General features: G+C 63.5%; 16 protein-coding genes. 15 read left to right on the forward strand and 1 reads right to left on the reverse strand.

What is annotated here, in order from left to right:
* Window positions 1-181: 181 nt before the first annotated feature.
* From edd to ABI582_RS17265, 11 genes are all read left to right on the forward strand, one after another.
* Window positions 182-2,008: a phosphogluconate dehydratase gene (gene edd / locus ABI582_RS17215; RefSeq protein ID WP_016501286.1), complete on the forward strand. Its 1,827-nt coding sequence runs from the start codon at window positions 182-184 to the stop codon at window positions 2,006-2,008.
* Window positions 2,005-2,967 (forward strand): glucokinase, encoded by a 963-nt coding sequence (locus tag ABI582_RS17220; RefSeq protein ID WP_442119789.1) that lies wholly within the window; start codon window positions 2,005-2,007, stop codon window positions 2,965-2,967. The genes edd and ABI582_RS17220 overlap by 4 nt, the downstream gene beginning before the upstream one ends.
* 128 nt (window positions 2,968-3,095) lie before the next feature.
* Window positions 3,096-3,821, forward strand: coding sequence for a two-component system response regulator GltR (gene gltR, locus ABI582_RS17225; protein WP_043196841.1), 726 nt, complete (start codon window positions 3,096-3,098; stop codon window positions 3,819-3,821).
* Window positions 3,802-5,256 carry an ATP-binding protein gene (locus tag ABI582_RS17230; RefSeq protein ID WP_442119790.1) on the forward strand — a complete coding sequence of 485 codons (1,455 nt, stop codon included), beginning with the start codon at window positions 3,802-3,804 and terminating at the stop codon, window positions 5,254-5,256. The genes gltR and ABI582_RS17230 overlap by 20 nt, the downstream gene beginning before the upstream one ends.
* A gap of 227 nt (window positions 5,257-5,483) precedes the next feature.
* Complete coding sequence (locus tag ABI582_RS17235; RefSeq protein ID WP_442119791.1) at window positions 5,484-6,734, forward strand: D-mannose isomerase; 1,251 nt, start codon at window positions 5,484-5,486, stop codon at window positions 6,732-6,734.
* Window positions 6,735-6,838: 104 nt separating this feature from the next.
* Window positions 6,839-8,125, forward strand: a complete 1,287-nt coding sequence (locus tag ABI582_RS17240) for an ABC transporter substrate-binding protein (RefSeq protein WP_442119792.1) — start codon at window positions 6,839-6,841, stop codon at window positions 8,123-8,125.
* A gap of 181 nt (window positions 8,126-8,306) precedes the next feature.
* A complete protein-coding gene (locus ABI582_RS17245; RefSeq protein ID WP_003255050.1) occupies window positions 8,307-9,215 on the forward strand; it encodes a carbohydrate ABC transporter permease in 909 nt (302 codons plus the stop codon).
* On the forward strand, window positions 9,208-10,053 hold the full coding sequence (locus ABI582_RS17250; protein WP_442119793.1) for a carbohydrate ABC transporter permease: 846 nt from the start codon (window positions 9,208-9,210) through the stop codon (window positions 10,051-10,053). Before ABI582_RS17245 ends, ABI582_RS17250 begins: the two co-directional genes overlap by 8 nt.
* Before the next feature lie 3 nt (window positions 10,054-10,056).
* On the forward strand, window positions 10,057-11,211 hold the full coding sequence (locus tag ABI582_RS17255) for an ABC transporter ATP-binding protein (protein ID WP_442119794.1): 1,155 nt from the start codon (window positions 10,057-10,059) through the stop codon (window positions 11,209-11,211).
* Between the two features lie 41 nt (window positions 11,212-11,252).
* Window positions 11,253-12,596 (forward strand): carbohydrate porin, encoded by a 1,344-nt coding sequence (locus ABI582_RS17260; RefSeq protein WP_442119795.1) that lies wholly within the window; start codon window positions 11,253-11,255, stop codon window positions 12,594-12,596.
* A 117-nt stretch (window positions 12,597-12,713) separates the two neighbouring features.
* On the forward strand, window positions 12,714-13,568 hold the full coding sequence (locus tag ABI582_RS17265) for a D-hexose-6-phosphate mutarotase (RefSeq protein WP_043196831.1): 855 nt from the start codon (window positions 12,714-12,716) through the stop codon (window positions 13,566-13,568).
* Here ABI582_RS17265 and hexR read toward each other — a convergent pair.
* Window positions 13,561-14,424, reverse strand: coding sequence for a DNA-binding transcriptional regulator HexR (gene hexR / locus ABI582_RS17270; protein WP_169725179.1), 864 nt, complete (start codon window positions 14,422-14,424; stop codon window positions 13,561-13,563). The genes ABI582_RS17265 and hexR overlap by 8 nt on opposite strands.
* A 211-nt stretch (window positions 14,425-14,635) precedes the next feature.
* Here hexR and zwf point away from each other — a divergent pair, with 211 nt between their 5' ends.
* The 4 genes from zwf (at window position 14,636) to ABI582_RS17290 (ending at window position 18,395) form a co-directional block, all read left to right on the forward strand.
* Entirely contained in the window at window positions 14,636-16,105 is a 1,470-nt protein-coding gene (zwf, locus tag ABI582_RS17275; RefSeq protein WP_442119796.1) for a glucose-6-phosphate dehydrogenase, read from the forward strand.
* Complete coding sequence (gene pgl, locus ABI582_RS17280; protein WP_442119797.1) at window positions 16,092-16,805, forward strand: 6-phosphogluconolactonase; 714 nt, start codon at window positions 16,092-16,094, stop codon at window positions 16,803-16,805. Before zwf ends, pgl begins: the two co-directional genes overlap by 14 nt.
* 17 nt (window positions 16,806-16,822) lie before the next feature.
* Window positions 16,823-17,503: a bifunctional 4-hydroxy-2-oxoglutarate aldolase/2-dehydro-3-deoxy-phosphogluconate aldolase gene (locus tag ABI582_RS17285; protein WP_338746224.1), complete on the forward strand. Its 681-nt coding sequence runs from the start codon at window positions 16,823-16,825 to the stop codon at window positions 17,501-17,503.
* A gap of 160 nt (window positions 17,504-17,663) precedes the next feature.
* On the forward strand, window positions 17,664-18,395 hold the full coding sequence (locus ABI582_RS17290; RefSeq protein WP_338746225.1) for a monalysin family beta-barrel pore-forming toxin: 732 nt from the start codon (window positions 17,664-17,666) through the stop codon (window positions 18,393-18,395).
* Window positions 18,396-18,441 lie beyond the last annotated feature (46 nt).

The raw sequence follows: 18,441 nt of genomic DNA on the forward strand, positions 1-18,441 counted from the left end.
ATTCACTGGCCGATAGAAAACAAGCCTTTTTAGTGGCAGTATTTTGTTTAAACATACAACGAGCGGATGGGCGATGTGCTTCCACCGATGCAGCAGGCTCCTTACCTTGAGCCTAGGCCGCAATCGTTTGGAGGGGAAATGCCCGGTAAACCGCCCTTACAATTAGCCTGGAGTCCAGTACATGCATCCGCGCATCCTTGAGGTCACCCAGCGGCTGATCGAACGCAGCCGTGCCACCCGCGAACGCTACCTGCAGCTGATTCGCGGGGCGGCCAGTGAAGGCCCCATGCGTGCCAGCCTGCAGTGCGCCAACTTCGCCCATGGCGTGGCCGGCTGTGGCAGCGAGGACAAGCAGACGCTGCGCCTGATGAACGCGGCCAACGTGGCTATCGTCTCGGCCTACAACGACATGTTGTCTGCCCACCAGCCGTACCTGCACTTCCCCGAGCAGATCAAGCAGGCCCTGCGTGAGGTCGGTTCGGTCGGGCAGTTCGCCGGGGGCGTGCCGGCCATGTGCGACGGCGTGACCCAGGGTGAGCCTGGCATGGAGCTGGCCATCGCCAGCCGCGAAGTCATCGCCATGTCCACGGCGGTAGCGCTGTCGCACAACATGTTCGATGCCGCGCTGATGCTGGGCATCTGCGACAAGATCGTCCCAGGCCTGATGATGGGCGCGCTGCGCTTCGGCCACCTGCCGACCATCTTCGTCCCGGGCGGGCCGATGGTGTCGGGCATATCCAACAAACAGAAGGCCGATGTGCGCCAGCGTTATGCCGAAGGCAAGGCCAGCCGTGAAGAGTTGCTGGAGTCGGAGATGAACTCCTATCACAGCCCGGGTACCTGCACCTTCTACGGCACCGCCAATACCAACCAGCTGGTGATGGAAGTGATGGGCCTGCACCTGCCGGGCGCCTCGTTCGTCAACCCGTACACGCCGCTGCGCGACGCGCTTACCGCCGAGGCCGCGCAGCAGGTCACGCGCATGACCAAGGCCAGCGGCAGCTTCATGCCGCTGGGCGAAATCGTCGACGAAAAGGCACTGGTCAATTCGATTGTCGCCCTGCACGCCACGGGCGGCTCGACCAACCACACCCTGCATATCCCGGCGATTGCCCAGGCGGCAGGTATCCAGCTGACCTGGCAGGACATGGCCGACCTCTCCGAGGTGGTGCCAACCCTGTCCCACGTCTACCCCAACGGCAAGGCCGACATCAACCACTTCCAGGCCGCCGGTGGCATGGCCTTCCTGATTCGCGAGCTACTGGATGCCGGGCTGCTGCACGAAGACGTCAACACCGTGGCTGGCCATGGCCTGCGCCGCTATACCCAGGAACCGTTCCTCGACAATGGCAAGCTGGTGTGGCGCGAGGGGCCGCAACAGAGCCTGGACGAAAGCATCCTGCGCCCGGTGGCGCGGCCGTTCTCGGCTGAAGGCGGCCTGCGGGTGATGGAAGGCAACCTGGGCCGTGGCGTGATGAAGGTGTCTGCTGTCGCCCCCGAGCACCAGGTGGTCGAAGCCCCGGCGCGTGTGTTCCAGGACCAGCAGTCGCTGGCCGATGCGTTCAAGGCCGGCGAGCTGGAGCGTGACTTTGTCGCCGTGGTGCGCTTCCAGGGCCCGCGTTGCAACGGCATGCCCGAATTACACAAGCTCACACCGTTCCTCGGTGTGCTGCAGGACCGTGGCTACAAGGTGGCGCTGGTCACCGACGGGCGCATGTCCGGCGCCTCGGGCAAGATCCCGGCGGCCATCCACGTTTGCCCCGAGGCTTATGATGGCGGCCCGCTGGCGCGGGTGCGCGATGGTGATATCGTGCGGGTCGATGGTGTCGAAGGCACATTGCGGGTGATGGTGTCGGCCGAAGAACTGGCCAGCCGCGACCTGCCGCCGGCCCCCCAGGGCAACGACCTGGGCTGCGGGCGCGAGCTGTTCGGCTTCATGCGCATGGCGTTCAGCCCGGCAGAGCAGGGCGCCAGTGCCTTTACCTCGGCCCTGGAGAACCTCAAATGAAGGACCTGCTGGTTGGCGACATTGGTGGCACCAATGCCCGTTTTGCGTTGTGGCGTGACAACCAGCTGCATGAGGTAAAAGTCTTTGCCACTGCGGACTACACCAGCCCGGAGCAGGCCATCGAGGCTTATCTCGAAGGCCAGGGCATAGCCCGCGGCGGCTTGGCGGCGGTGTGCCTTGCGGTCGCCGGGCCGGTCGATGGCGATGAGTTTCGCTTTACCAACAACCATTGGCGCCTGAGCCGTACGGCTTTCTGCCAGACCTTGCAGGTTGAACGGCTGTTGCTGATCAACGACTTCACCGCCATGGCGCTGGGCATGACCCGCCTGCGCGAAGGGGAGTTTCGCGAGGTGTGCCCCGGGCAGGCTGACCCGTTGCGGCCTGCGCTGGTGATCGGGCCAGGCACTGGCCTGGGCGTGGGTTCGCTGCTGCGCCTGGGCGAACAGCACTGGCAGGCCTTGCCGGGGGAGGGCGGCCATGTCGACCTACCGGTGGGCAATGCGCGCGAAGCGGCGATCCACCAGCAGATCCACGGCCAGATCGGCCATGTCAGTGCCGAGACCGTGCTCAGTGGCGGTGGCCTGGTGCGGCTGTACCAGGCAATTTGTGCGCTGGATGGCGACACACCCAGGCACAAGACCCCGGCGCAGATTACCGATGCCGCGCTGGGCGGCGAGCCACGGGCGCTGGCGGTGGTCGAGCAGTTCTGTCGGTTTCTTGGGCGTGTGGCGGGTAACAACGTGCTCACGCTGGGCGCGCGAGGCGGGGTCTATATTGTCGGCGGCGTGATTCCGCGTTTTGCCGAACTGTTCCTGCGTAGCGGGTTTGCCGCGAGTTTTGCCGACAAGGGCTGCATGAGTGGTTACTTCGCCGGTGTGCCGGTGTGGCTGGTAACCGCAGAGTTTTCCGGCTTGCTGGGCTCCGGTGTGGCCTTGCAGCAGGCCTTGGACCCCAGATAAGTGTAAGGGGCCGCTGATAGTCCGGCACAGCACGGTCCCTGTAGGAGCGGCCTTGTGCCGCGATGGGGCGCGAAGCGGCCCCAATAACAGGCAACCAAGACCTGTAACCAACAAGAGGAAGGACCACCTTGAGCACTGCCGGCAAATCGATCCTGATGGTCGACGACGACCAGGAAATCCGCGAACTGCTGCAAACCTACCTGAGCCGCTCCGGCTTCCAGGTGCATGCCGAAGCCGATGGAAAGGGCTTTCGTCACGCCCTGGAAACCACCCCCTGCGACCTGGTCATTCTCGACGTCATGCTGCCCGACGAAGACGGCTTCAGCCTGTGCCGCTGGGTGCGCCAGCACCCGCGCCAGGCACGCGTGCCGATCATCATGCTCACCGCCAGCTCCGACGAAGCCGACCGGGTCATTGGCCTGGAGCTGGGCGCCGACGACTACCTGGGCAAACCCTTCAGCCCTCGGGAACTGCAAGCAAGGATCAAGGCCCTGCTGCGCCGCGCCGAATTCGGCCAGTCGGCACCGGGCAGTGCGGTGTTGGCTTTCGACGACTGGCGCCTGGACACGGTCAGCCATCGTCTGTTCCACCACGACGGCGAAGAGGTGATTCTGTCCGGCGCCGACTTCGCCCTGCTCAAGCTGTTCCTCGACCATCCGCAGCAAATTCTCGACCGCGACACCATCGGCAACGCCACCCGTGGTCGCGAGCCGATGCCGCTGGACCGCATCGTCGACATGGCGGTCAGCCGCCTGCGTCAGCGCCTGCGCGATACCGACAAGCCCCCCCGGCTGATCCGCACGGTACGCGGCAGCGGTTACCTGTTGGCGGCGCATGTCTGCAGTGCGCCCTGAGCGGCGCTGGCGCGTGCTGCCGCGCTCGCTGCTGGGGCGCATGCTGCTGCTGACCCTGCTGGTGGTGCTGCTGGCCCAAGGCTTGTCGAGCATCATCTGGGTGGCCCAGTTGCGTGCCAGCCAGCTGCAGGGCCTGCGCGCCAGCGCCAGCAGCCTGGCCCACTCCATGAGCGCCAGCGTCAGTTACTTCCGCTCGCTGCCGGTAGCCTATCGGCCGATGGTGCTCGACCAGTTGCGCAGCATGGGCGGCACGCGCTTTTTCGTCTCGCTCAACGCCAAGCCGCTCGACATGCCGGTGCTGCCCATCACCCCACGCAAGCAGGCGGTGATCGATGTGTTCCAGCAGGTCCTGCACGAGCGCCTGGGTTCGCAGATGGACGTTTCCGTCGAGTTCGTCAGGCCCGACGACCTGCGCATTTTCAACAGCGGCCTGAAACTCGACGAACTGCCACGCTCCTGGGCGCATTACTCGCTGACCCTGGAGCCGCTCAACCCGCCGGTGCTGGTGACGCAGATCCGTCTGGGCGAGGGCGAGTGGCTGTACATTGCTTCGCTGCTGCCCGAGCCCTATACCAGCCTTGAGGCCGAACGCCTGCCACGCCAGCAGATCGGTTTCATCGTGCTCACCACCGCCTTGCTGCTGTTGTTCATCGGTTTGCTGGTGCACTGGCAGAGCTGGCCGCTCAAGCGCCTGGCGCGGGCTGCGCGGGAGATGTCGCTGGGCGCCGATGTAGCGCCGGTGGCCGAAGGTGGTGGTAGCGAAGTGGTCGAAGTAAGCCGGGCGTTCAACAGCATGCGTGAGCGCATCAGCCGCTACCTGACCGAACGCAGCCAGCTGTTCAGCGCCATCTCCCACGACCTGCGCACGCCGATCACCCGCCTGCGCCTGCGTGTCGAACTGCTGGAGGACGAGCGCCTGCAGGCCAAGTTCAGCCAGGACCTGGACGAACTGGAGCTGCTGGTGAAAGGTGCGCTGCAGTGCGTGAAGGACACCGATATCCACGAAAACATAGAGCCGGTCGACCTCAACCAGGTGCTGGAAATTCTGGCCGAGCCTTTTCTGCGTGATGGCCGGATCACGGTCGAAGGTCGGGCGCAGGCGCCTTACCCAGGCAAGCCGCTGGCGCTGCGGCGCTGCATCGGCAACCTGATCGACAACGCCATCAAGTACGGCGAGCGGGCACGGCTGCGCATCATCGACAGTGCCGAAGGCTTTGTGCTGCAGGTGGACGACCAGGGGCCGGGCGTACCGCAGCAGCAGCTGGAGCAAGTGTTCGAGCCGCATTTCCGCCTGGCAGCACAGCAGCAGGGCTATGGGCTGGGGTTGGGTATTGCGCGCAACATTGCCCACAGCCATGGGGGCGAGGTGAGCTTGCTGAACCTGCGCCAGGGCGGGTTGCGGGTGACCCTGTATCTACCGCGGGGCATGGACTGAGCTGTCGGGTTGCCTGCACCGGCCTCTGCGCGGGTGAACCCGCTCCCACAGGGTTTTGCATAGCCTCGAAGTGTGTGGGGTTCTGTGGGAGCGGGTTTACCCGCGAAGAGGCCGGCACAGGCGAGTCAAATGTCACTGCATAGTGACAAACCCATCTCCCTTCGTGACACCCCGGCCAACCCGGCTGACTAGACTTCGCACACGACTGGCAAGGATCAAGCTGGCCCATGAACACCCCCAACCTGCCTTCCACCAGCTGGCTCAATGCCCCGGCTCACGCCGCCTGGCGCGTGGCCGAAGCACAGCGCCTGCTGGCCTTCGCCAAGGCCGCGAAACTGCCCGACGGCTTCGGCAACCTGGATGCCAAGGGGCAGTTAGCCCCCGGCGCCCGTGCCGAAACCATGAACACCGCTCGCATGACCCACTGCTTCGCCCTGGCTCACCTGCAGGGCATGCCCGGCTGCCTGGACCACGCGGCACACGGCGTGGCCGCCTTGCGCGGTGCCATGCAGGATGCCACCTATGGCGGTTGGTTCGCCCACCCCGGTGGCCACGACGACAGTGGCAAGGCGGCTTACCTGCATGCCTTCGTCGCACTGGCCGCCAGCTCGGCAGTGGTGGCGGGCGCTGTCGACGCCCCCGCGCTGTTGGCCGACGCAATCCATGTGATCGAAGCGCGTTTCTGGAGCGAAGAAGAAGGCGCCCTGCGGGAAACCTTCTCCCGCGCCTGGCAACTGCCCGAGCCGTACCGGGGCGCCAACAGCAACATGCACGCGACCGAGGCCTTTCTGGCCTTGGCAGACGTTACCGGCAACAGCCTGTGGCTCAAGCGCGCCTTGCGTATTGCCGAGCGCATCATCCGTACCCATGCTGCCGCCAACGGCTACCGGGTCATCGAGCATTTCGACGCGCTCTGGCAGCCACTGCCGCACTACAACCTTGAGCATCCGGCCGACCACTTCCGCCCTTATGGCACCACGCCTGGGCATGCCCTGGAATGGGCGCGGCTGCTGCTGCACCTGGAAGCCAGCCTCGAACGGGCCGGCCTGCAGGCCCCGCAGTGGCTGGCGGAGAGTGCCCGGGCACTGTTCGACGCAGCCTGCCAGCAGGCCTGGAAGGTCGATGGCGCGCCCGGTTTCGTCTACACCCTGGACTGGGCCGGGCAGCCCGTGGTGCATGCGCGCCTGCACTGGGTGCACGCCGAGGCCTGCGCTGGCGCAGCGGCCCTGTTGCAGCGCACCGGCGAGGCGCAGTACGAGCAGTGGTACCGCACCTGCTGGGATTTCATCGCCAGCCACTTTATCGACAACGTCGGTGGCAGCTGGCACCACGAACTCGATGCCCACAACCAGCCCGCCGGGACCCTCTGGCCGGGCAAGCCCGACCTCTATCACGCCTACCAGGCGCTGCTGCTGCCAGGTTTGCCGCTGGCCCCCAGCCTGGCCAGCAACCTGGCCGGCAATGTAACCAGACGATGACATTCACGCATCGCTTCGTTACCTGGCGAGGCGGGCACGCTGTTTAGACTCCATGCAACGCAAGCGACCGACTTGCCCGGCATAACAACAAGAAAGGTGCTTCGATGATTCCCACGCTCCGTCTCGCTGCCGCAATTTCCCTGGCTTCCTTACTCCCGCTCAGTGCCCAGGCCGCCGAAGCCAAAGGCAGTGTCGAGGTGGTGCACTGGTGGACCTCCGGTGGTGAAAAAGCGGCCGTTGACGTGCTCAAGGCCCAGGTCGAGAAAGACGGCTTTATCTGGAAGGATGGCGCCGTCGCTGGCGGTGGCGGTGCCACGGCCATGACCGTGCTCAAGAGCCGCGCCGTAGCCGGCAACCCGCCGGGTGTCGCGCAGATCAAAGGGCCAGATATCCAGGACTGGGCGGCCACCGGCCTGCTCGACGCTGATGTGCTCAAGGATGTGGCCAAGGAAGAAAAGTGGGACACATTGCTCGACAAGAAGGTCGCCGACACCGTTAAGTACGACGGTGACTATGTGGCCGTGCCGGTGAACATCCACCGCATCAACTGGCTGTGGATCAACCCCGAAGTCTTCAAGAAAGCGGGCATAGACAAGGCGCCCGCCACCCTCGACGAATTCTACGCTGCTGCCGACAAGCTCAAGGCCGCCGGCTTCATCCCGCTCGCCCATGGCGGCCAGCCGTGGCAGGACAGCACGGTATTCGAAAGTGTGGTGCTGTCGGTAATGGGGGCAGACGGCTACAAGAAGGCCATGGTCGACCTCGACAACGCCGCCCTGACCGGCCCTGACATGGTCAAGGCGCTGACCGAACTGAAGAAGGTCGCCACCTACATGGACCCGGACGGCAAAGGCCAGGACTGGAATCTGGAAGCGGCCAAGGTCATCAACGGCAAGGCCGGCATGCAGATCATGGGCGACTGGGCCAAGAGCGAATGGACCTTGGCCAGGAAAACCGCCGGCAAGGATTACCAGTGTGTGCCGTTCCCCGGTACCGACAAGGCCTTCCTCTACAACATCGACTCGCTGGTGGTGTTCAAGCAGAACAACGCGGGCACGTCTGCCGGCCAGCAGGACATTGCCCGCAAGGTGCTGGGTGAGGACTTCCAGAAGGTCTTCAGCAGCAACAAGGGTTCGATCCCGGTGCGTAACGACATGCTTGCCGACATGGGCAAGTATGGCTTCGATGCCTGCGCGCAGACCTCCGCCAAGGATTTCCTGGCCGACGCCAAGAATGGCGGCCTGCAGCCGAGCATGGCGCACAACATGGCCACCACGCTGGCCGTGCAGGGCGCGTTCTTCGATGTGGTGACCAACTACATCAACGACCCCAAGGCCGACCCGGCCGATGCAGCGAAGAAGCTTGCGGCGGCGATCAAGGCTGCCCAGTAGAGCTGACGCGATCCCCTTTGTAGGAGCGGCCTTGTGTCGCGATGGGCTGCGCAGCAGCCCCAAAACCTGCGCACTCGATCTTCCAGGTAGGTGTTGACCTTGGGTCCTTTGGGGCTGCTGCGCAGCCCATCGCGACACAAGGCCGCTCCTACAGGGGAGTGCGGTACCTTTGAGGTGACCCATGACCACAACTACCGCCCAACTGCGGGCCTCACCCTTGGACGCGCTTCAGCGCTGGCTGCCCAAGCTGGTGCTGGCCCCCAGCATGTTCATCGTTCTGGTGGGCTTCTACGGCTACATCCTCTGGACCTTCGTGCTGTCCTTCACCACCTCGACCTTCCTGCCTACCTACAAATGGGCGGGCCTTGCGCAATACGCGCGGCTGTTCGACAACGACCGCTGGTGGGTGGCAAGCAAGAACCTGCTGCTGTTCGGTGGCCTGTTCATCGCCATCAGCCTGGCCATCGGCGTACTGCTGGCGGTGCTGCTGGACCAGCGCATTCGCCGTGAGGGCTTCATCCGCACCATTTACCTGTACCCCATGGCGCTGTCGATGATCGTCACCGGCACCGCCTGGAAGTGGCTGCTCAACCCCGGCATGGGCCTGGACAAACTGTTGCGCGACTGGGGCTGGGAGGGCTTTCGCCTGGACTGGCTGATCGACCCCGACCGGGTGGTGTATTGCCTGGTGATCGCCGCCGTGTGGCAAGCCTCGGGCTTCATCATGGCAATGTTCCTCGCCGGCCTGCGCGGGGTCGACCCGTCGATCATCCGTGCGGCGCAGATGGATGGCGCCAGCCTGCCGCGCATCTACTGGACCGTGGTGCTGCCCAGCCTGCGCCCGGTGTTTTTCAGTGCACTGATGATCCTCTCGCACATTGCCATCAAAAGCTTCGACCTGGTGGCGGCGATGACTGCCGGCGGCCCGGGCTACTCGTCCGACCTGCCGGCAATGTTCATGTACTCGTTCACCTTCAGCCGCGGCCAGATGGGCATGGGCTCGGCCAGCGCCATCCTCATGCTCGGGGCGATCCTGGCGATCCTCGTGCCGTACCTGTACTCGGAGCTGCGGAGCAAACGCCATGCATAGCCCTGTCGAAAAACCCACGCTCAGCCTGAGCCGTATCGCCATCCACGCGGTGCTGCTGAGCGCTGTGCTGCTGTACCTGGTGCCGCTGGTGGTGATGCTGCTGACCAGCTTCAAGACCCCTGAAGACATCAGCACCGGCAACCTGCTGAGCTGGCCGGCGGTGATTACCGGCATTGGCTGGGTCAAGGCCTGGGGCACGGTCAGCGGTTACTTCTGGAACTCGATCATGATCACCGTGCCAGCGGTGCTGATCTCCACCACCATTGGCGCGCTGAACGGCTATGTGCTGTCGATGTGGCGCTTCCGTGGTTCGCAGCTGTTCTTCGGCCTGCTGCTGTTCGGCTGCTTCCTGCCATTCCAGACCGTGCTGCTGCCGGCCTCGTTCACCCTCGGCAAGCTGGGCCTGGCCAGCACCACCGGCGGCCTGGTGCTGGTGCACGTGGTCTATGGCCTGGCCTTCACCACGCTGTTCTTCCGCAACTTCTACGTGAGCATCCCTGATGCGCTGGTGAAGGCAGCGCGCCTGGACGGTGCCGGGTTCTTCACCATCTTCCGGCGCATCATCCTGCCGATGTCCACGCCGATCATCATGGTCTGCCTGATCTGGCAGTTCACCCAGATCTGGAACGACTTCCTGTTCGGCGTGGTGTTTTCCAGCGGTGATTCGCAACCGATCACCGTGGCCTTGAACAACCTGGTCAACACCAGCACCGGGGCCAAGGAATACAACGTCGACATGGCGGCAGCGATGATCGCTGGGCTGCCAACCCTGCTGGTTTACGTGGTGGCAGGCAAATATTTCGTGCGCGGGCTGACGGCCGGCGCTGTAAAGGGGTAAGTCATGGCAACGCTCGAACTTCGCAATGTGAACAAGACCTACGGCAGCGGCCTGCCGGACACCCTCAAGGACATCCAGCTGTCGATCAAGGATGGCGAGTTCCTGATCCTGGTCGGCCCCTCTGGCTGTGGCAAATCGACCTTGATGAACTGCATCGCCGGCCTGGAGCAGATCAGCGGCGGGGCGATCCTCATCGACGAGCAGGACGTCAGCGGCATGAGCCCCAAGGACCGTGACATCGCCATGGTGTTCCAGTCCTACGCGCTGTACCCGACCATGAGCGTGCGCGAGAACATCGAATTTGGCCTGAAGATCCGCAAGATGCCGCAGGCGGCCATCGATGAAGAAGTGACGCGGGTCGCCAAGCTGCTGCAGATCGAGCACCTGCTGGCGCGCAAGCCGGCACAGCTGTCCGGTGGCCAGCAGCAACGGGTAGCCATGGGTCGGGCGCTGGCGCGGCGGCCGAAGATCTACCTGTTCGATGAGCCGCTGTCCAACCTCGATGCCAAGCTGCGGGTCGAGATGCGCACCGAAATGAAACTGATGCACCAGCGCCTGAAGACCACCACCGTGTACGTCACCCATGACCAGATCGAGGCCATGACCCTGGGTGACAAGGTGGCGGTGATGAAGGACGGCATCATCCAGCAGTTCGGCACCCCGCAGCAGATCTACAACGACCCGGCCAACCAGTTTGTCGCCAGCTTCGTCGGTTCGCCGCCGATGAACTTCATTCCGCTGCGCCTCACGCAACAGCAGGGGCGCCTGCTAGCCGTGCTTGACAGCGGCCAGGCGCGCTGCGAGCTGCCCTTGGGGGTGGCCGATGGCGAGCTTGAAGGCCGCGACCTCATCCTTGGCATCCGCCCCGAGCAGATCGCCCTGGGCAGCGGCGAGGGCAACGGCCTGCCGGGCATCCGCGCCGAGGTGCAGGTCACCGAACCCACCGGGCCGGACCTGCTGGTGTTCGTCACGCTCAACCAGACCAAGGTGTGCTGCCGCCTGGCGCCGGATGTGGCGTGCCGGGTTGGTGACACCCTTGACCTGCAATTGGACCCGGCTCGGGTGCTGTTGTTCGATGCCAGCACGGGCGCGCGCCTGCGCCTGGCCAGCACTGGTGCTGCGGTAAAGGACAACGTGGCTCACTTCAAAGGCCGTTGACTCGTCTACACCATCAATAAGAAAAAAGAGGACGCAAAGGGATGGAACAGCGCAAACGTATCAGGACATTGGGCTCGCTGGCTTTGCTCGCCGTTGTCGGCAGCAGCGGCGCGCAGGCTGCCGAGGCTTTTTCCAGTGAATCGAAGTGGATGACCGGCGATTGGGGCGGCACCCGTACCGAGTTGCTGGAGAAGGGTTACGACTTCACCCTCGACTACGTCGGCGAGGTGGCCGGCAACCTGCACGGTGGCTACAACGACGACAAGACCGCACGCTACAGCGACCAGTTTGCCCTTGGTGCACACCTGGACCTGCAGAAGATCTTTGGTTGGCACGATGCCGAGTTCAAGCTGGCGATCACCGAGCGCAGCGGCCGCAACCTGTCCAACGACCGCATCAGCGACCCGCGCGCCGGGCAGTTCAGCTCGGTGCAGGAAGTGTGGGGCCGAGGCCAGACCTGGCGCCTGACCCAGATGTGGGTCAAGCAGAAGTATTTCGACGGCGCCCTGGACGTGAAATTTGGCCGCTTCGGCGAGGGCGAGGATTTCAACAGCTTCCCGTGCGACTTCCAGAACCTGGCCTTCTGCGGCTCGCAAGTGGGCAACTGGGTGGGCGGCATCTGGTACAACTGGCCGGTCAGCCAGTGGGCGCTGCGGGTGAAATACAACATCACTCCGGAATTCTTCGTGCAGGTCGGCGCCTTCGAGCAGAACCCCTCCAACCTGGAAACCGGCAACGGCTTCAAGCTCAGCGGTAGCGGCACCAAGGGTGCAATCCTGCCGGTGGAGGCGGTGTGGTCGCCCAAGGTCAACGGCCTGCCGGGTGAGTACCGCCTGGGTTACTACTACAGCACGGCCAAGGCCGACGATGTGTTCGACGACGTCAACGGCAACCCGCAGGCGCTGACTGGCGGGGCCTTCAAGTCGCACTCCAGCAAGCATGGCTGGTGGGTAGTGGCGCAGCAACAGGTCACGGCTCATGGTGGCGACGTCAACCGCGGCCTCAGCCTGTTCGCCAACTTCACCGTGCACGACAAGGCCACCAACGTGGTCGACAACTACCAGCAGGTGGGGCTGGTCTACAAAGGCGCCTTCGACGCCCGGCCCAAGGATGACATCGGCTTCGGTGTGGCACGTATTCATGTGAATGACGACGTGAAGAAGCGCGCCCAACTGCTCAACGCCCAGAGTGGTATCAGCGATTACGACAACCCAGGCTTCGTGCCGCTGCAACGCACCGAGTACAACGCCGAGCTCTACTACGGCTTCCACGTCACCAACTGGCTGACCGTGCGGCCCAACCTGCAGTACATCAAGAGCCCGGGCGGGGTGGACGAAGTGGACAACGCGCTGGTCGCAGGCCTGAAGATTCAGTCGTCATTCTGAGGGCATTTGTTGTAAATTTACGCCAATCCCTTTTCGGTTCCCGGCACCCACTGGCCTGCAGTGGTTGTCGGGGATAGGCCGAGACAGCGCTATCTCAAACAACAAGAGCTCTGAACCATGCCCGAACATCCGCTCCATCGCTTCTTTTCCTCGCAGCGGCCAAGGCCGACATTCGAGTGGGAGCGTTACCAGCAGCGCGATGTGCTGATCATCGATCACCCCCGTTGCCAGGCTGTATTCAGCCGCCAGGGCGCGCAGCTGCTGCACTTTCAGCCGGCAGGTGAACGGCCTTGGCTGTGGTGCGCCGAGCAGTGGCCGCAGGTGGGGGCGATCCGTGGCGGCGTGCCGGTGTGCTGGCCGTGGTATGGCCGCCACCCCAGCGAGGACCTGTGGCCCGCCCACGGCTGGGCGCGCCTGCTGGACTGGAAGCTGGTGGACAGCCGCGAAGACGAGGAGGGCGTGACCTTGAAGTGGCGCCTGGACCTGTGCGACTGGCAGGTCGACCTGCACGCAAGGCTGGGCAGCCGTATGGAACTGAGCCTGAGCACCGAGCACCAGGACAGCGAACCCTGCCAGCTGAGCCATGCGCTGCTGGCGTACTGGCGTATCAGCGACGTGTCCGAGATAGCGCTGTCCGGGCTGGAGGATATCGAAGGTTACGACCGTCTCAACCGCCAGGCCTGCCGTGAAGAGGGCGCGCTGAAGCTCAAGGGTGGCTGCCAGAAGGTCTACCCGGGCACGCCGCGGGTGCAGTTGCAGGACCCGGCCTGGCAGCGTGAGCTGTGCATTGATACGGGTGACAGCGACGACACCGTGGTCTGGCACCCGGGCAACCGACCGTTGATGGGCGTGACTGGGCGGGAAAGCCAGCGCTTTGTCTGCGTTGAGGCTGCCAGCGGCAGTGGCGAGGGCCTGAGCCTGGCGCCGGGGCAGCGTGCCCACCTGCGGCTGCAGGCGCACCGGCTCAGTTGAGTTCGTCGTCCTCGATCGGGTAGCGGCTGGCGTTCAGGCTTTCCTTGATCTTGCGCAGGTGCGGCTGGAAGTCGACGCCGCGGCGCAGGGTCATACCAGTGGCCAGCACATCGAGCACGGTCAGCTGGATTATCCGCGAGGTCATCGGCATGTAGATGTCGGTGTCTTCCGGCAGCGGAATGTGCAGGCTCAGGCTGCAGGCATTGGCCAGCGGCGAGCCGGCGGCGGTCAGGCCCAGCACCGAGGCGCCGTTTTCACGGGCCAGGCGGGCCACTTCGACCAGTTCGCGGGTGCGCCCGGTGTAGGAAATAATCACAAACAGGTCGCCGGTGTGGGCCACCGAGGCCAGCATGCGCTGCATCAGTACATCGGCGTGGGCCGACACCGCCAGGTTGAAGCGGAAGAACTTGTGCTGGGCGTCCAGGGCCACCGGGGCCGAGGCGCCCAGGCCGAAGAAGTGGATCTGCCGGGCCTGGATCATCATGTCCACGGCGCGGCTGACCTGCTGCGGGTCCAATTGCTGGCAAGCGCCGTCGAGCGAGGCGATGGCACTGGCGAAGATCTTCTGGGTGTAGGCTGCCGGGTCATCGTCGGCCTCTACCGCGCGGCTGACGTAGGCGGCGCCGCTGGCCAGGCTCTGTGCCAGTTGCAGCTTGAGTTCGGGGTAGCCGCTGACGCCAAACGAGCGGCAGAAGCGGTTGACGGTCGGTTCGCTGACCTTGGCCGCCTGGGCCAGCGCAGCAATGCTGAAGCGGGTGGCTTGTTGCGGGTTGAGCAGGATGACTTCGGCGACTTTGCGTTCGGCCTTGTTCAGCTCGTCGAGGCGTCCCTGGATCTGCTCCAGGAGGTTTCGCACGCGGTCCATGGGTGTGTCCTTGGGTCGGGAAGACAGCCGGCTGACGAAGCAGCAGGCTTTTTGCACGGTCGTCTATCGTACTGTCGGTGCGGGTGGCGCACCACTTGTCTGTAATACTTGTGTGTAATGTTGTGGTTTTTACTACATTATCCCTTGAAAACCGTATTCGAAAGCGGTATTCCTAGACCAACTTTAGGAAAGAACCTACATCATGGCTGCGATCAGTGTCGATCCTTGCACGTTTGCCCTGTTTGGCGCCCTTGGCGACCTGGCGTTGCGCAAGCTGTTTCCTGCGCTCTACCAGCTCGACCGGGCCAACCTGCTGCACCCGGACACCCGCCTGCTGGCGCTTGCCCGCGAGGCAGGCAGCGCGCAGGAGCACCTGAACAGCATCGAAGCCCACCTGCGCCGGCATGTGCCCGAGGCCGATATCGAGCCTGCTGCATTGGGCCGCTTCCTGGCCCGGTTGAGCTACCAGCACCTGGACTTCCTGCAACCTGAGGGTTACCAGGCCCTGGCCGAGCAGTTGCCGGGGGACCTGCCGCTGATCGCCTACTTCGCCACGGCGGCAGCGGTGTACGGGGCCATCTGCGAAAACCTCGACAACGCCGGGCTGGCCCCGCGTACCCGGGTGGTGCTGGAAAAGCCCATCGGCCACGACCTGGAGTCGTCGCGACGGGTCAACGATGCCGTGGCGCGGTTCTTCCCGGAAAACAGGGTGTACCGTATCGACCACTATCTGGGCAAGGAGACGGTGCAGAACCTGATTGCCCTGCGGTTCGCCAATAGCCTGTTCGAAACCCAGTGGAACCAAAATTCCATCTCCCACGTGGAGATCACCGTTGCCGAAAAGGTCGGTATCGAAGGCCGCTGGGGCTACTTCGACAAGGCCGGCCAACTGCGCGACATGATCCAGAACCACCTGCTGCAGTTGCTGTGCCTGATCGCCATGGACCCGCCCAGCGAGCTGTCCGCCGATGCCATTCGTGACGAGAAGGTGAAGGTGCTCAAAGCCCTGGCACCGATCACGGGCGAGGGTCTGAGCACCCAAGTGGTGCGCGGTCAGTACATTGCCGGCTACAGCGAGGGCAAGCCGGTGCCGGGTTACCTGGAAGAGGACAACGCCAACGCCCGCAGCGACACCGAAACCTTCGTCGCCCTGCGTGCCGATATCCGCAACTGGCGCTGGTCGGGCGTGCCGTTCTATCTGCGCACCGGCAAGCGCATGCCGCAGAAGCTGTCGCAGATCGTCATCCACTTCAAGGAAACGCCGCACTACATCTTCGCCCCGGAACAGCGTTTGCAAATCGGTAACAAGCTGATCATTCGCCTGCAACCGGACGAAGGCATTTCATTACGGGTGATGACCAAGGAGCAGGGCCTGGACAAAGGCATGCAACTGCGCAGCGGCCCGTTGCAGCTCAATTTTTCTGACGCCTGGCGCAGCACGCGGATTCCGGATGCCTACGAGCGCCTGTTGCTCGAAGTGATGCGTGGCAACCAGAACCTGTTCGTGCGCAAGGACGAAATTGAATATGCCTGGAAGTGGTGCGACCAGTTGATCGCCGGCTGGCGTAATGCGGGCGATGCGCCCAAGCCTTACGCGGCGGGCTCCTGGGGGCCGATGAGTTCGATTGCATTGATCACACGCGATGGGAGGGCGTGGTATGGGGATATCTGAACTGAAATTGCCGGCAGCCGTGAAGGTTCACGACCTGGCGGACGCCAAGGTGCTGGCTGCAACGCTGGCCCATGATGTGGCCGAGCGCCTTCGAGCAGCGATTGCTGCCAAGGGCCAGGCCTGCGTGGTGCTGTCTGGTGGCCGTAGCCCGGTGCCATTCCTCGAGAAGCTGGCCAGTGAACACCTGGACTGGGCCAAGGTCACCGTCAGCCTGGCCGATGAGCGCTGGGTGCCGGTAGAGCACGCTGACAGCAACGCAGGCCTGTTGGCCCGCCACCTGCTCAAGGGTGCGGCGGCCAAGGCCCGCTTTGTCGGCCTGTACCAGCAGGCAGAAAACCTCGATGCCGCTGCTGGCAAGGCCGACCAGGCTCTGCTCGCACTGCCGCCAATCGATGTACTGGTGCTGGGCATGGGGGACGATGGCCATACCGCCTCGCTGTTCCCCGCCAGCCCTAACCTGGAGGCAGGCCTGGACCTGGCCAGCCCGCGTCGCTGCCTGCCGTTGCTGGCGCCGAGCGTGCCGCACCAGCGCCTGTCGATGACCCGCTCGCTGCTGGCCAGCGCCGCCTTCGTCGCGCTGTCCGTGCAAGGGCCGGGCAAACTCGCTACCCTGCGCGCCGCGCTGGCTGGCAACGACCTTACTGAAATGCCGATTCGCGCTTTTCTTCACGACCCCCTGGACATCTACTGGTGCCCATGAGCCAAGGATCCACTGTCATGACCACCCTCGAACGCCCACAGCCAAAGCTCTCGATGGCCGCCAAAGCCGCCAGGATCGACGCCATCTGCGAAAAGGCGCGCATCCTCCCGGTGATCACCATCGCCAGTGAGGAAGACATCCTGCCGCTGGCCGATGCCCTGGCCGCCGGCGGCATCCGCACCCTGGAAGTGACCCTGCGTTCGCAGCATGGGCTAAAAGCCATTCAGGTATTGCGCGAGCAACGCCCAGAGTTGTGTGTAGGGGCCGGTACCGTGCTTGATCGCAGCATGTTCGCCGCTGTCGAAGCTGCCGGTGCGCAGTTCGTCGTCACCCCGGGCATTACCCAGGACATTCTCGAAGCGGGCGTGGACAGTGAAATCCCGCTGCTGCCAGGCATCAGCACGCCTTCCGAAATCATGATGGGCTATGCCTTGGGCTACCGCCGCTTCAAGTTGTTCCCGGCGGAAATCAGCGGCGGTGTGGCGGCAATAAAGGCCTTTGGCGGCCCGTTCGGCGATATTCGCTTTTGCCCAACCGGCGGCGTTAACCCGGCCAACGTGCGTAACTACATGGCCTTGCCCAATGTAATGTGCGTGGGCGGGACCTGGATGTTAGACAGCAGCTGGATCAAGAACGGCGATTGGGCGCGGATTGAAGCCTGCAGTGCTGAGGCGATGGCGCTGCTGGACACCCACTGAATCTGTTGTGTGCTTTACGGCTTGTGGGGCGCTTGGTCGGCGCCCCTTTTTTTTGTTTAACGCGGGTGCTGACCCGGAACCGCTTCATGCTTCGCTGCAAACACTGTTGCTCCTACAGTTGACGGCCTCAGCCAAACGTCAATGCCAGGGGTATAGAAGTATGATCGATAAAACAATGATCGAGCAGATTAGTTATATGCCGGAGAAGCACGGTAGTTACGAAATTGATAACTATTTGCTGGGCGAATCCGGGCAGGTGCTTAATCCCGGTTGCTGGGTACGAGGCCGGACTATCTATGGGGACCTGCATATCTGGAATCAGAACTGGGGGACCTACAGCGTACCGGTATTTGCCTACCTTGAACATGTGCAGACGGTACGTATACCGAGCGCGACCAAGTACACTCACGCACTTGAAGTCACCGAAGGTTTCAGCACGTCTGTTACCCAAACGACAGAGGCCGAGATCTCTGTAGGCAATGGATTCGTGCTGCTAGGCGCTGGAGGGGTGAAGCTTTCTAATAGTTATACCGAAGGTGTTCATGGATCGAACAAGCGTACCGAGTCCTATGAAATACAAGGGCCGGGAGTGTATAACTTCTATCAAGTGCACATGGTGTTTGCGCACAAGGCTACATCGGCAGGCCATCTTCACTCGATGTTCCAGTATTCCCAAGTTGCCACGGATGGAAGCGGGCGGGAAGACTTGTGCTTCCTCACCTCCATAGCAACCGACACCGTCGTACCGGTCGCGGCCGATTCCTCGATATCGCCGCTGGGTTGGCATGAAATCCAGAAAGCTGTGCTGATGGAAAATTACAACGCTGCGGATAATAGCGGCCACTGGCTCTTCCATACAAACGCATACCATAAGCCTGGTTCGCACTACTGAGTGTTACTCGCCCGAAGGGGCGGCATCGGCCAAAAAAAATCCCGCA

It is taken from the genome of Pseudomonas sp. SAS7 (genome assembly GCF_052112345.1).
Lineage (GTDB): Bacteria > Pseudomonadota > Gammaproteobacteria > Pseudomonadales > Pseudomonadaceae > Aquipseudomonas > Aquipseudomonas putida_Q.